This is a genomic window from Lysobacter enzymogenes (assembly GCF_017168095.1).
Classification (GTDB): Bacteria; Pseudomonadota; Gammaproteobacteria; order Xanthomonadales; family Xanthomonadaceae; genus Lysobacter; species Lysobacter enzymogenes_D.
Genome location: NZ_LXSD01000392.1, coordinates 1 through 13976 on the forward strand (window position 1 = coordinate 1; position 13976 = coordinate 13976).

At 69.4% G+C, this 13976-nt stretch carries 9 protein-coding genes; 3 read left to right on the plus strand and 6 right to left on the minus strand.

The annotated features are described in order from the left end of the window. A partial coding sequence (locus A7A76_RS16160; RefSeq protein ID WP_206412153.1) for a filamentous haemagglutinin family protein occupies positions 1–4818 on the plus strand: 4818 nt, incomplete at its 5' end. Positions 4819–5826: 1008 nt separating this feature from the next. Then, entirely contained in the window at positions 5827–7164 is a 1338-nt protein-coding gene (locus A7A76_RS16165) for a substrate-binding domain-containing protein (RefSeq protein ID WP_206412154.1), read from the plus strand. Between the two features lie 231 nt (positions 7165–7395). On the opposite strand, the gene A7A76_RS16170 is transcribed toward A7A76_RS16165, so the two are convergent. The 5 genes from A7A76_RS16170 to A7A76_RS16190 form a co-directional block, all read right to left on the minus strand. Further along, positions 7396–7881, minus strand: coding sequence for a hypothetical protein (locus tag A7A76_RS16170; protein WP_206412155.1), 486 nt, complete (start codon positions 7879–7881; stop codon positions 7396–7398). Positions 7882–8181: 300 nt separating this feature from the next. After that, on the minus strand, positions 8182–8967 hold the full coding sequence (locus tag A7A76_RS16175) for an ABC transporter permease subunit (RefSeq protein ID WP_428995174.1): 786 nt from the start codon (positions 8965–8967) through the stop codon (positions 8182–8184). A gap of 26 nt (positions 8968–8993) precedes the next feature. Beyond that, positions 8994–9851 carry an ABC transporter permease subunit gene (locus tag A7A76_RS16180; RefSeq protein ID WP_083382664.1) on the minus strand — a complete coding sequence of 286 codons (858 nt, stop codon included), beginning with the start codon at positions 9849–9851 and terminating at the stop codon, positions 8994–8996. Positions 9852–10050: 199 nt separating this feature from the next. Next, positions 10051–11205 (minus strand): polyamine ABC transporter ATP-binding protein, encoded by a 1155-nt coding sequence (locus tag A7A76_RS16185; protein WP_206412157.1) that lies wholly within the window; start codon positions 11203–11205, stop codon positions 10051–10053. Positions 11206–11209: 4 nt separating this feature from the next. After that, positions 11210–12361 (minus strand): extracellular solute-binding protein, encoded by a 1152-nt coding sequence (locus A7A76_RS16190; protein WP_206412158.1) that lies wholly within the window; start codon positions 12359–12361, stop codon positions 11210–11212. A 392-nt stretch (positions 12362–12753) separates the two neighbouring features. Here A7A76_RS16190 and A7A76_RS16195 point away from each other — a divergent pair, with 392 nt between their 5' ends. Continuing rightward, on the plus strand, positions 12754–13524 hold the full coding sequence (locus A7A76_RS16195; RefSeq protein ID WP_206412159.1) for a TorF family putative porin: 771 nt from the start codon (positions 12754–12756) through the stop codon (positions 13522–13524). Positions 13525–13537: 13 nt separating this feature from the next. Here A7A76_RS16195 and A7A76_RS16200 read toward each other — a convergent pair. Continuing rightward, a partial coding sequence (locus tag A7A76_RS16200) for a hypothetical protein (RefSeq protein WP_206412160.1) occupies positions 13538–13976 on the minus strand: 439 nt, incomplete at its 5' end.

Here is a 13976-nt window from a genome sequence, read left to right on the forward strand (position 1 = left end):
GCCGGCGCCGGCCTCGACGTTTCGGCCGCGGCCGGCGGCGGCGACGCCGGCGAGTTGCGCCTGCTCGCGCCGCAGGGCGCGATCGCCCTGGACGGCACGCTCAAGGGCGCGGCGCCGAAGGGGCAGGGCGGCCGCATCGAACTCGACAGCGGCGCGGCGCTGGACCTGGACACGCTGGCCCAGCGTCTGGCCGGCAGCGGCATCGACCGCAGCGTCGCGGTGCGCAGCCGCAGCGGCGACCTGCAACTCAGCGCCGGGCAGACCCTGCGCGCGCGCGAAGTCAGCCTGACCGCCGACGGCGGCGCCGATGCGCTGCTGCGCGACGCGGCCAACGGCAACCTGCGCATCCTCGGCGACATCGACGCTTCCGGCAGCGCCGGCGGCCGCATCGAACTCTACGGCCGCCACGGCGTGGAGCTGCAAGGCCGCCTGCTCGCCAACGGCAGCGACGCGAACAAGCGCGGCGGCACCGTGCGCATCGGCACCAGCGGGCGCAGCGACGGTACCCTCAATGCCGATTACGGCTACCAGAACGTCGCCGCCGACGCGGCCGGCGTAATCCGCATCGGCCGCGACGCGCTGATCGACGTGCGCGGCGGCAGCGCCGGCGGCCTGTCCGGCGGCAAGGTCGAGTTGCGCGCGCCGCTGCTGGTCGGCGGCGACGTCAACGTGGCGGTGGACACCCCCGGCGCGATCGTCGGCGCGCGCGAAGTCGGCCTGGAAGCCTATGCGGTGTGGAGCGCGAGCGATGCGCTCGATCCGCTGCATCCCGAACGCCACTTCGACGGCATCGTCGATCCGGCCGGCTGGTACGGCAGCGACGGCAAGCTGGTCGCCGGCAAGTGGCGCGACGCCAGCGGCGCCGAACTGGCCGCGCCGCAGACGCCGGAGCAGCTCGCGCTGTACCTCAAGACCCATTACTTCACCCCCGACGCGGCCAATGCCGCGCACCAGGGCTTCTACGGTTATCTCAACGGCGACAGCGTCGCGCATCCGGCCGGCACGTTGATGCGCTTCGTGCAGACCCCGGGCTTCGCCTTCGGCGAGCGCTTCGCCGGCATCGCCAATTTCCGCGCGCGGCCGGGCATCGAGCTGCAGAACCCCGACGCCGCGCGCGACGGCGGCGCGATCCGCGTGCTGACCAACTGGAACCTCAACTCCGGCGACCGCAACGCGCCCGACTTCCGCTACCAGGGCGCCGCGCCGGTGCTGACCTTGCGCGCGGCCGGCGATGTGCAGGTCGACGCCAGCATCAGCGACGGCTTCTACAACTACAACGCCGCCGGCAGCGGCGCGGTCGGCAACTACGACGGCTCCGTGGCCGCGCGCCTCGCCTGGCTGCAGAACAACCCGCTCACCATGCCCGACAGCGAGCAGTTCCTGCCGCCGCCGCAGCCGTTCGATCCCGACGACGAGTCCGGCCAGTACTACGGCCAGTACGACGAACTGTTCGGCATGATGACCCGGCCCGACAGCGCGCTCGACAACATCGTCGGCCCCGGCACTTCGCTGATGGGCTTCATCGACTTGCTGATCTCCATCGCCGGCACCGGCGATGCGGGCATCGCCGAACCCGCGCCGCCGACCGGCCCGGGCGACTACGCCGGTTATCTGGAGCGTTACCGCGGCTACGTGATCGACCTGGCCAACCGCGTCGCCAACGGCGAATCGCCGCCGATGACCTGGGCGCCGCGCCTGCCGGTGCTCGGCCCGGTCCCGCCGGCCGCCGACCGCACGCCGACCCTGCAGGCCAGCGTCGAGCGGCCGATGCCGTGGCTGGAGCAGCAACTCGCCGGCGGCGACAGCAGCCGCTACCGTTTCGTCGCCGGCGCCGATTTCTCCAGCGTCGCGCCCGACCGCGCCGGCGCCGGCGCGGCCGACATCGTGTTCGACGGACACACCACCTTGCGCAAGCCGGGCCAGAGCGATCTGCTGCTGCCGAACGTGCTGCGCACCGGCACCGGCGAGATCGAACTGGTCGCCGCGCGCGACGTGCGCTTCGCCGACCGCGACGCGCCGGCCAGCGTCTACACCGCCGGCCGCCCGGGCGAGGGCACCGGCGTCGACGCCTCGCGGCCGCGGGTGGAAGGCGCGGCCTCGCCGCAGAACCTCAACGGGCCGCTGGTCGCGGTCACCGGCGCGGTCAATCCCGAAGCGGCCGGCAACTTGAGCGTGCGCGCCGGCCGCGACATCGTCGGCAACCGCCAGGTGCGCGACCGCGACGGCCGCCGCAGCGGCGTCGCCGGCAGCTACCTCAACCAGTACTGGTGGCCGTGGATGCAGACCGGCAACGTCGCCGGGCCCGACGGTCGCCTGGTCTCGACCTCGATCAACTTCGGCGGCTTCGCCCAGGGCTTGCTCAGCGTCGGCGGCGATATCCGTCTGGACGCCGGGCGCGACCTGATCGAAGTGTCGGCGTCCTCGCCGACCACCTGGCTGCGCGACGGCGCCGGCGCACTGCGCCGCTTCGGCGGCGGCGACCTGTACGCCAGCGCCGGCCGCGACGTGCTCGGCGGCGACTTCTTCGTCTCCCAGGGCCAGGGTTCGCTCGACGCCGGCGGCCGCATCGGTTCGGCCTACGATCTGAACGTGCCGGTGTTCATCGAGAACGTCACCGGCCAGACCACGACGATGAGCTCCGGCGTGGCGCCGATCCTGGCGATGCAGGACGCGCGCTGGAACGTCGGCGCCAGCGGCGACATCGACATCGGCCGGGTGCTCAATCCCTCGTATGCGCGTTTGAGCGAGCGCGAGGCGGATTCGCAGTCCTTCGGCGCCGACGCCGCGCTCAATGCGACCTCGACCACCGGCGACGTGCAACTGGGCAGCCTGCTGCTGGGCGATGTGCTGTTCGCTTACGGCGGCCGCGACCCGGGACGCCCGCAGTCGCCGTACAACATCGGCAGCAGTTCGCTGTTCGCGCAGGTGCTGCCCGGCTATCTCGGCCTGACCGCGATCGCCGGCGACGTGCGCGTGCGCAACGGCGGCCAGCTGTTCCCGTCGCTGCGCGGCGGGCTGAGCCTGCTCGCCGGCGGCGACGTGCAGCTCTACGCCGACCAGTTCCCGCGCCTGGACACGCTGCGCCTGCTCGACATCGACCCGGCCTGGATGCCGTCGCCGCTGCAGCCGCTGTCGAGCCTGCCCGAACAGACCGCGTTCGACTTCTCGCGCCTGGACGTGTTCATCCCGAACCGCGACCAGCGCGCCAACCTGCACCGCGACGACCGCGAGCCGGTGCGGGTGTACGCGCTGGGCGACATCGTCGACGGCCAGCCGGGCCCGAGCCAGAGCTTCAACACCCTGACCCTGGACCTGCCCAAGCCGGCGACCGTGCGCGCCGGCCGCGACATCGTCGATCTGGACCTGCGCGGGCAGAATTATCGCGGCAGCGACGCGACCCGCGTGCTGGCCGGGCGCGACCTGTACTACCGTCCGCTCGGCCGCAGCATCAGCGGCCGGGTCAGCCGCTACAACTGGCTGGAGCTCGGCGGCCCGGGCAGCTTCGAAATCCAGGCCGGGCGCGACCTGGGGCCGTTCACTTCGGCCAACGAAGCCTATGCGTTCGACCAGTTGCGCGCCGAGGGCGGCGGCATCCGCACCATCGGCAACCGCGACAACGCCGGCTTGGGCTACGCCGGCGCCGACCTGGTGCTGCGCTTCGGCGTCGCGCCGGGCATCGACACGCGCGCGTTCGCCGCGCGCTATCTCGATCCGGCCGGCGCGGAGTCCGCGGCCTACGCCGCGTGGCTGGCCGACTACGTGCGCCAGCAGCGCCGCGATGCCGGCGGCGACGGCGGCGAACTGTCGCCGCAGCAGGCCTGGGCCGAATTCGCGCAACTGCCGCAGGACGCGCAGCAGCGCCTGGTCGATCGCGTCTTCCTCGACCTGCTCGAACGCGCCGGCCGCGACAACAAGAACCCGGCCAGCCCCGAGTTCGGCAAGTACGCCGCGGGGTATCGCGCGATCAACACCTTGTTCCCGTCGGCGCTGGGCTACACCGCCAATCGTCTGGAAGGCGGCGCCAACGGCGCCGACGCGCCGGTGGCGAGCGGACGTTTCGACATGCGCGGTTCGACCGTGCAGACCCAGCAGGGAGGCGACGTGCGCATCCTCGGCCCGGGCGGCGACGTGCTGGTCGGCAGCGTGGCGGCGCCGCCGCTGGTGACCAACAACCGCGGCGAGACCGTGATCGGCCCCAACCAGCAGGGCGTGCTGACGCTGGATGTCGGCGACATCGGCATCTTCACCGACCGCAGCGTGCTGCTTGCGCAGAGCCGCATCTTCACCCAGGGCGGCGGCGACCTGACCATCTGGAGCTCGAACGGCGACATCAACGCCGGCAAGGGCGCCAAGACCTCGTCGGACAAGCCGCCGGTGCGCTATGTCTGCGACCTCGACCAGTATTGCCGCATCGACGCGCGCGGCCTGGTCACCGGCGCCGGCATCGCGACCCTGCAGACCGCGGCCGGCGCCAAGGCCGGCGACGCGGTGCTGGTGGCGCCGCGCGGCACCATCGACGCCGGCGACGCCGGCATCCGCATCGGCGGCAACCTGATCGTCGCCGCGCAGACCATCGCCAACGCCGACAACATCCAGGTCGACGGCGAATCCATCGGCATCCCGGTCGCGCGCAACGTCGACACCGGCGCGCTCAGCGCGGCCTCGTCGGCGAGCTCGGGCGTCAACGCGGTGGCCGAGCAGATGGCGGAAAAGCGCCCGCCGATCGGAGGGCGCGACCTGCCGGCGGTGATCTCGGTGCAGGTGATCGGCTTCGGCCATTGCGACGCCGACAATCCGCGGTGCGCGAATGCGCCGTGAGCGGTGGTGAACGGGTGGCAGTGCGGGCAGGGTAGGCGGACGAGGCGGCCATTGGCCGCCTCGTTCGTTTTGGGGTTGGGGGTGGTGAGGTTTCGCGCTGCGTCTTTCCGTTGCGATGATGGCGTTCGCCGTGGTCGAAACGTCTCTTTCGCCGCGTCTCTCCCTGGTCGTCATACCCGCGAAGGCGGGGCTCCAGAGACTTCAGAGCGATGCTTCGGAGAAGCCCTGGATTCCCGCCTGCGCGGGAATGACGGCAGGTTGGTTTCGGGCCAAGTCGGTTTCACCGCGGCTCTTCAAGCCGTCATCCTCACGAAGGCGGGGATCCAGAGACTTCAGAGCCATACCTCGGTGAAGCCCTGGATTCCCGCCTTCGCGGGAATGACGACAGGTTGGTTTCGGGCCAAGTCGGTTTCACCGCGGCGCTTCAAGCCGTCATCCCCGCGAAGGCGGGGATCCAGAGACTTCAGCGTCATGCCTCGCTGCCACTGCAACTCAATCCGTGCGACTGCAGCAAGCATCCGCAACGACGCGACACGATCTCAGCGACGACGAAGTCTCCTGCACGATGCGAATCGATGAGCGCAGCGTCGTTTATTCGCAACCGATCGCGCGAACATGCGTGAAGCGCGACACGATGCGAAAGTGGCGAAAAAACCGTCGCATATGACAGTTGCCGGCCGTCGCAAGCGCGGCATGGACTCAGCGCCCGTGGCCGTGACGCAGTGCGCGCGTGCGCTGTCATCTGTGTAACCGCAACGCGCGGAGGCGACACAAAACCTTCGTATCGCCTACGAAAACACGATTTCGATCGCGACAAATCCCCGTGTATTAGTCACTTGAGCCATGTAATAAATACTTACCCGCATGGTCGCTGCGCTTGCACACGTCGCGCCCATTCTGTCGCCGCGCCAACGCAACCCGTTCGAGGCAACGCGTCGGCGCCTTGCATCGAATCGATACGGATTGATCCGCGGGCATTCGGCCCGCACCCTCATAAGGAGACGTCTCGTGCATCGCAACAAGCTTCATGTCGGCCTGCTGGCCGCTACCGCTGTCCTGGTCTTCGCTGGTTCGGCCAATGCGGCCGATCTGTACGGCGGCGGCGCCACCTTCCCGGCTCCGGCTTACGTCGGCGACCTGTACAACGGCACCTCGCCGGTCGCCAAGCTGTCGCGCGATTCCGCCATCACCCTGCCGGCCGTCAGCTTCAGCGTCGCCGGCCTGGGCAACTCCACCGGCACCAAGATCCCGGTGTTCCAGGACTTCCACACCCGCTACTCGGCCGACGCCGTGTCCTACTGCCAGACCGGCAGCGGCACCGGCAAGAAGATCCTCAACAACGACGGCATCTTCGCCAACGGCGCCTGCTCGCCGGCCGGCATCACCGGCTTCAGCTCGATCTCGGGCCAGTCGGCTCCGGACTTCATCGGCACCGACGCGCCGATCGCCACCGCCGACTACAACACCTTCATCGCCAACATGGCCTCCACCCGTACCGCGATCGTGCAGATCCCGGTGCTGGCCGGCGCCATCGCCCTGCCGTTCAAGGACACCGTCGGCGGCGTGACCTCGGTCGCGCTGAACACCGAGCAGGTCTGCCGCATCTTCGCCGGCGACATCAAGCTGTGGAGCGATTCGCGCCTCGGCCTGAGCCTGCCGGCCAACAGCCATCCGATCACCATCGTCTACCGTTCGGAAGGCAGCGGCACCTCGTTCGCCTTCACCAGCTACCTCGCCGCGCAGTGCAACGGCAAGTTCGGCCTGTCCGCGACCTTCTTCCAGCCGAACCAGAGCTACGCCACCGCCGCCGCTTCGGCGCTGCCGAATTACTCGGCGTCCTCGGCCCAGGCCGGCAACAACGGCGTGGTTTCCAAGGTCAAGGCGACCACCGACGCGATCGGCTACGCCGACATCGCCGAAGTGCTGAGCCAGGGCGTGATGTACGCCTCGGTCAACGGCTACGACCCGGCCCTGTTCGGTTCGACCGGCCCGGTCAGCCTGGCTCCGGCCTCGCTGCTGTCGGCCAAGGTGCTCGACGGCGCCACCGTCAACGACGTGCCGGCCAGCGTCGCCGCCCCGGCCCGCAACTGCACCCGCCTGGTCGCTCCGACCGCGACCATCTCGGCCGCTTACCCGATCGCCGCGGTGACCTACCTGGCCGCCTACAACGCCGGCAACGGCACCAAGGCCACGGCGATCAAGAACCTGTTCAAGCAGTTCTACGGCCCGATCCCGGCGACCAATCCGGACCCGCGCGTCTCGCTGCCGACCGGCTATGCCTACATCGACGGCAACACGCTGTTCCGCAGCTCGGCGGTCGGCTCGATCAACAGCTGCATCAACTGATCGCGGGCGCGGCGGCGGCAAGGACAGCCGCCGCCGCGCAAGGCGGCAGGTAAAAGACACACCGAAAGAGAAACGCCGAAGAGAAACACTGCAGTAGGCGAGCACGCAAAAAGAAAAGCTCCCCGGTCGCATCGGGGAGCTTTTTTCTTGCCCGTTCGCCTGGCGGCGCCTCGGGTCAGGCGTGGATCGATCTGGGTTGGATCAAGACGAACAGGATCAGGTCGAACAGGATCAGGTGCCGCAGAAACAGGTGGCGTTGGCGCCGACGCGGCCGCCGGCCGGGCTTTCGGCGTAGACCGAGCAGGCCGAGGTGTCGGCGGTGCCCTTGTTGGCCGGCGCTTCGGTCTTGGCGTTGCAGGTGCTGACCGCAATGCGCTTGCCGTTGCCGACCACGGTGGTGATGCAGTTGGCCGACACCTGTTCGCCGCTGCTGAGGTTGGCGGTGTTGTCGACCGCAATCACCGCATCGCGGCTGGTCGCCAGCGCGGTGCCGAACACCTCGACCTTGTTCGAACCGGTCGGGCAGGCGAAGTCGGCGGTGCAGAACGCGCTGTCGCCGACGGCGCCGGCATCGACGGTGGCGTAGACCTGCACCACGCCCGGCAGCAGCTTGAGGGTCTTGCACTGGCTGGCGGCGTCGGCCTGCGGAGCGGCCGACAGGCCCAGGCCGAGCGCGACGGCGGCGGCGAACAGTTTGGCGCGGATTGCGTAGTCCATGACGTGTCTCCTTGAAGGTTGGATGGAACCGGCGCGGATGCGCGGCATCCGGGGGACGCGCACGGACGCGTCGACGCAAGGTGTACAGCAGCGGCCGCATCGCGCGGCCGCGAGGAGTGTGCAGGTGAAAGGCCAAAGGCCGGATCGCGCCGGTAGGCGTCGGCCGGTAGTGCGCAGCGTCGCAGGCGTGCGTGTCCCCGCGCTAGGAAAGCAAAGCCACGTGTCGGCGCGGTTGCACGGGTGTGAACGCGCGCATGAACGCGCGTGCCGCCGCGCACGCGGCGCGGCGGCGGGCGAGTCTCAGTTCTCGCTGCGCGCCAGCATGCGCTCGCGCCGGTGCATCAGCACGCCGGCCACGCTGACGCCGATCGCCACCAGCACCACGATGATCGTGGTCAGCGCGTTGATCTCCGGAGTGACGCCGAGCTTGACCTTGGAATAGACCAGCATCGGCAGCGTGGTCGAACCCGGGCCGGAGGTGAAGCTGGCGATGACCAGGTCGTCCAGCGAAAGCGTGAAGGCGAGCAGCCAGCCGGCCAGCAGCGCCGGCGCGATCAAGGGCAGGGTGATGACGAAGAACACCCGCCACGGTTTCGCGCCCAGGTCCATCGCCGCCTCTTCCAGGCTGGCGTCCATCGAGGTCATGCGCGAGCGCACCACCACGGTGACGTAGCATGCGGTCAGGGTGATGTGGGCGAGGGTGATCGTGGTCATGCCGCGCTCGGGCCAACCGAACAGCTGTTGCAGCCCGACGAACAGCAGCAGCGAAGACAGGCCGAGCATGACGTCGGGCATCACCATCGGCGCCGAGTTCATCAGGCTCAGGATGCCGCGGCCGGGGAACTTGCCGAAGCGCGACAGCGCCAGCCCGCTGGCGGTGCCCAGGGCGACCGCGGCGGTGGCCGAGATCGCGGCGATGATCAGGCTGCGCTGGGCGGCTTCCAGGATCTGCTCGTTGCGCGCCAGCGCCGCGTACCACTGCAGCGAGAACCCGCCCCAGGTGGTGGCGCGGTCGGAGCCGCTGAAGGAATAGACGATCACCGAGACGATGGGCAGGTACAGGAACGCGTAACCCAGCGCCATCATCGTGTACAGCGCGAACGGCCGCCGCTTCACGACTGCGCCTCGCGCGCGACGCGGCGGTTCTCGATGTATTCGAACAGCAAGGTCGGCAGCACGATCAGCAGCAGCATCGCCACCGCGATCGCCGCCGACAGCGGCCAGTCGCGGTTGGTGAAGAACTCGGTCCACAGCACCCGGCCGATGGTCAGCGCGTCGGGGCCGCCGAGCACGTCGGGAATCACGAACTCGCCGACCGCCGGGATGAACACCAGCAGGCTGCCGGCGAGGATGCCCGGGAACGACAGCGGCAGGGTGATGCGGCGGAACGCCTGCCACGGTTTCGCGCCGAGGTCGGCGGCGGCTTCCAGCAGGGTGAAGTCCAGGCGGATCAGGGTCGCCGCCAGCGGCAGGATCATGAAGGGCAGGTAGTTGTAGGTGATGCCGATGTAGACGGCGAGGTTGGTGTGCAGCACCGCCTGCCCGGGTTCGAGCAGGCCCAGCCCGACCAGGCTCTGGCTGAGCCAGCCGTTGGCGCGCAGCAGGCCGATCAGCGCATAGGTGCGCAGCAGCGAACTGGTCCAGAACGGCAGGATCACCAGCACCAGCAGCAACAAGCGCCACAGCCGCGGCGCGCGCGCGATGCCGTAGGCGATCGGATAGCCCAGCAGCAGGCAGCACGCGGTGGAGACGCTGGCGAACAGCAGCGATTTCAGATACGCCGCCACGTACAGCGGGTCGGCCAGCAGCGCGGCGTAGTTGGCCGCGTGCAGGCGCAAGGTGGTGCCGCCGTTCTCGGCGGTCTCCAGCAGCGGCGTGTACGGCGGCACTTGCCCGAACACCGACTGGGCGAAGCTGATCTTCAGCACGATCAGGAACGGCACGCAGAAGAACAGCGCCAGCCACAGCATCGGGATCGCGGTGACGAGCAGGCGGCCGCGGCGTGTGCGGAACTCGTCGCCTACCGAGCGGAACCAACCGAAGAGGTTATAAACGACATCCGCCCAGAAACCCCAAATCCCCGAGCCGCGCCGATGTCCGCTCACGCTCACCGCAGCCTCCTCACGTCCGGCCGACCGCAAATCCCCAGCCCCCGCCGCTGTCGCGCGCTCACGACGTCAACACCACGGCGCTGGTCGCATCCCACGACAACCACAACGTATCGTCCCAGTCGTAATGCGGCTCGGAACTGCGCGCCACATGCGTCTCCTGCACCCGCAGCACCGCGCCGGCCTCGGTCTGCACGTGATAGATCGACACATCGCCGAGATAGGCGATGTCGCGCACCTTGCCCATCACCGCGTTGTCGAAGCCTTCCGGCCGGGTCTCGTGCACGTCGATCTTTTCCGGCCGCACCGCGATGCCGACGGAAGTGCCTTCCGGCAGCGGATCGGGATGGCGCGCCAGCAGCTCGCCGCCGACGCCGTCGCACTGGATACGCAGGTCGCCGTCGCCGTCCTGGCCGAGCACGCGGCCTTCGAGCAGGTTGATGCCGCCGATGAACTCGGCGACGAAGCGCGTGGACGGGTATTCGTACAGCACCGCCGGCGTCGAGACCTGGACGATGCGGCCGGCGTCCATGACCGCGATGCGCGAGGACATGGTCATGGCTTCTTCCTGATCGTGGGTGACCATGATGAAGGTGGTGCCGACGCGTTCCTGGATGCTCACCAGTTCGAACTGGGTGTGCTCGCGCAGCTTCTTGTCCAGCGCGCCGAGCGGCTCGTCGAGCAGCAGCAGCTTGGGCTGCTTGGCCAGCGCGCGCGCCAGCGCCACGCGCTGGCGCTGGCCGCCGGAGAGCTGGTCGGGCTTGCGGTTGCCCAGCTGCGGCATGCGCACCAGTTCCAGCATCTGCTGCACGCGGTCGCGGATCTCGCCGGCGCCGGGCCTGGCGCCGCCGCTGGAATGCTTGAGGCCGAAGGCGATGTTCTGGGCCACGCTCATGTGCGGGAACAGCGCGTAGCTTTGGAACATCATGTTGACCGGCCGCTGGTACGGCGGCAGGTCGGTGACGTCGATGCCGTCGATCAGCACGCGGCCGCGGTCGGGCGATTCGAACCCGGCCAGCACCCGCAGCAGCGTGCTCTTGCCCGAGCCCGAGCCGCCGAGCAGGGCGAAGAACTCGCCGCGGTAGACGTCCAGCGAGATGTCGTCGCAGGCGTAGACCTTGCCGAAGGTCTTGGTCACGCCTTCGATGCGCACGAACGGCTGCGCGGCGGGATCGCGCCAGGGCTCCAGCGCGGGGCTGCGGGCGGGAACGCTCACGCGCTCAGTGCCCGCTCTTGATGCTGGTCCACGCGCGCACGCGCTGGCGCTGCACGTCCTCGGGCAGCGAGCGCGGATCGACCAGCTTGGCGCGCACGGCCTCGGGCGGGTACACGCCCGGGTCCTGGGCGATGGCCGGATCGACCAGCGGCGCGGCGTCCTTGTTGGCGCTGGCGTAGGCGACGTGATTGCTGATCGCCGCGGCGACCTTGGGATCGAGCAGGTAATCGATGAAGGCGTGGGCGTTGCCGATGTGCTTGCTGTCCTTGGGGATCGCGATCACGTCGACCCAGCGGATCGCGCCTTCCTTGGGGATCGAGAAGCGCAGGTTAGGCGCCGGCTTGCCGGCCTTCTTGGCCGCGTCGAACGCGGCGGTGCTGGCCTGGGCGATGTCGCCGGAATAGCCCATCACGATGCAGGCGTCGCCGTTGGCGAAGGCGTCCTTGTACTCGGCGTTGTTGAAGGTGCGCACGAACGGGCGGATCGCCGCGTAGACCTTCTTGACCGCGTCGATCTCGTCGGCGGCGCCGGCGTTGGGATCGCGGCCGAGCCAGATCAGCGCGGCGCCGAAGGCTTCCTGGTCGTCGTCGAGCACGGTGATGCCGCACTTGCCGAGCTTGGCCGCGTTGGCCGGGTCGAACAGCAGCGACCACGAATCCAGCGGCGCGCTCTCGCCGAGCGCTTCCTTGATCTTGTCGACGTTCAGCCCCAGGCCGGTGGTGCCCCACATGTACGGCACCAGGTGCTCGTTGCCCGGATCGATCGAGGCCAGGTTCTGCAGCAGCTGCGGGTCCAGGTGGCTCCAGTTGCGCAGCTTGCTCTTGTCGAGCTTCGCGTACAGGCCGGCCTTGACCTGGCGCTGGGCGAACGGGCGCGCCGACGGGAACACCGCGTCGTAGCCCGAGGCGCCCGCGCTGAGCTTGCTTTCCAGGGTTTCGTTGGCGTCGTAGACGTCGTAGTTGACCTTGATGCCGGAGGCCGCTTCGAAGTTCTTGACCGTGTCGTCGGCGACGTAGTCCGACCAGTTGTAGACGTTGAGCACCTTCTCCTCGGCGCCCGGCTTGGCGGCGGGGGCGTTGGCGTCGGCGGCGGGCTTGCCGCCGCAGGCGGCGAGCATGAGGACGGCGCAGGCGAGCGGGGCGAGGCGCAAGGTCACGGCAATCTCCTGGGAAAACGGGAGCCGGCGGGCGCGGCGGGCCCGGGGCGTTGGCGGGAATGTTCGAAGGCGGGCCGCGTGGTGTCAACGAGTTGTGGGATTGGCCGGGGGTTTGCGGCATGAGTGGGGCGGCCTTCACGTCGCCGCGACGGTGGTGGAGCAGGGAGATAGGAGATAGGAGATAGGAGGTAGGAGGTAGGAGGTAGGAGGTAGTGGAGGTGTCGATCCGGGCTATCTCCTAGCTCCTATCCGCCATCTGCTGGCTTCATGCTGTATCTTCGCGCCCCGGCGCGCCGGCCCGGGCCGGCGCCGCTCAGGTTCCGGCCCGCGCCGCGCCGCCGTTTTCGCCGCCGCGCCGCGTCGCCCCGCACGCATTCCAGGGAGATTCCACGATGTCCGACCGCCGCCTTCACCCGCGTCCGCGCGCTGCGCAACTGCTGCTGGCCGCCGCCCTGGCCGTGGCCGCGCCCTGGGCCTGCGCCCAGGACGCCGGCGCCGGCGAACGCGACTGGAACGTGCGCGGCGGCGTCGCCTTGATGAGCGATTACGTCTGGCGCGGCGTCTCCCAGACCCAGGAAGACCCGGCCCTGCAGGCCGAGATCAACCTCGAACACCGCAGCGGCTTCTACGCCGGCCTGTGGGCCTCGAGCATCGACTTCACCGCGCCGGGCGAGGAAAACGATGGCGTGCATTACGAACTCGACGGCTACCTGGGATGGTCGGGCGAACTGCGCCCGGGCCTGGAGCTGGACGTGGTCCTGACCCGCGCCGCCTACCCGGGCGCCAGGCGCGGCTTCGACTACGACTACACCGAACTGGAAGGCACCTTGAGCTTCGCCGAGCACTACCACGTCGGCCTGGCCTATTCGCCCGACATCTTCGGCCTGGGCGGCAAGGGCTATTACTGGAACGCCGGCGGCGAATGGCCGCTGGGCGAAAGCGGCTTCGGCCTCAAGGCGCAGATCGGCTACTACGACCTGCAAGACCCGCTCGGCGACAGCTACAACGACTACCTGCTGGCGCTGACCCGCGAATTCGGCCCGTTCCACGCCGAACTGCAGTACACCACCACCTCCAGCTACGGCCCGAAGATTTCCGAAGGCCTGGACGACAAGACGCTGGCCGACGACAAGGTGGCGGTGCTGGTGGGCTGGAAGTTCTGATTCGGCGCCGCTCCTACAGCCTTATCCGTACCGGCCGCAGCCCCTGTAGGAGCGACGCAAGTCGCGACCGCGCCAGACCGATTGCGGCGCAAGTTTCGTCGTAGTTGCGTAGCCGCGGTCGCGGCTCGCGCCGCTCCTGCAGTCGGATACGTACCCGCCGCAGCCCCTGTAGGAGCGACGCGAGTCGCGACCGCGCCAGACCGATTGCGGCGCAGGTTTCGTCGTAGTTGCGTAGCCGCAGTCGCGGCTCGCGCCGCTCCTGCAGCCGGATACGTACCCGCCGCAGCCCCTGTAGGAGCGACACAAGTCGCGACCGCGCCAGATCGCTTGCGGCGCAGGTTTCGTCGTAGTTGCGTAGCCGCGGTCGCGGCTCGCGCCGCTCCTGCAGCCGGATACGTACCCGCCGCAGCCCCTGTAGGAGCGCCGCGAGTCGCGACCGCGCCAGACCGATT

What these genes read in the sequence shown, in the direction of transcription:
- A7A76_RS16170 (WP_206412155.1), bottom strand. Translation starts at nt 7,881, where the DNA reads ATGGACTACGCAATCCGCGCCAAACTGTTCGCCGCCGCCGTCGCGCTC.
- A7A76_RS16175 (WP_428995174.1), bottom strand. Translation starts at nt 8,967, where the DNA reads ATGATGGCGCTGGGTTACGCGTTCCTGTACCTGCCCATCGTCTCGGTG.
- A7A76_RS16180 (WP_083382664.1), bottom strand. Translation starts at nt 9,851, where the DNA reads ATGCTGTGGCTGGCGCTGTTCTTCTGCGTGCCGTTCCTGATCGTGCTG.
- A7A76_RS16195 (WP_206412159.1), top strand. Translation starts at nt 12,754, where the DNA reads ATGTCCGACCGCCGCCTTCACCCGCGTCCGCGCGCTGCGCAACTGCTG.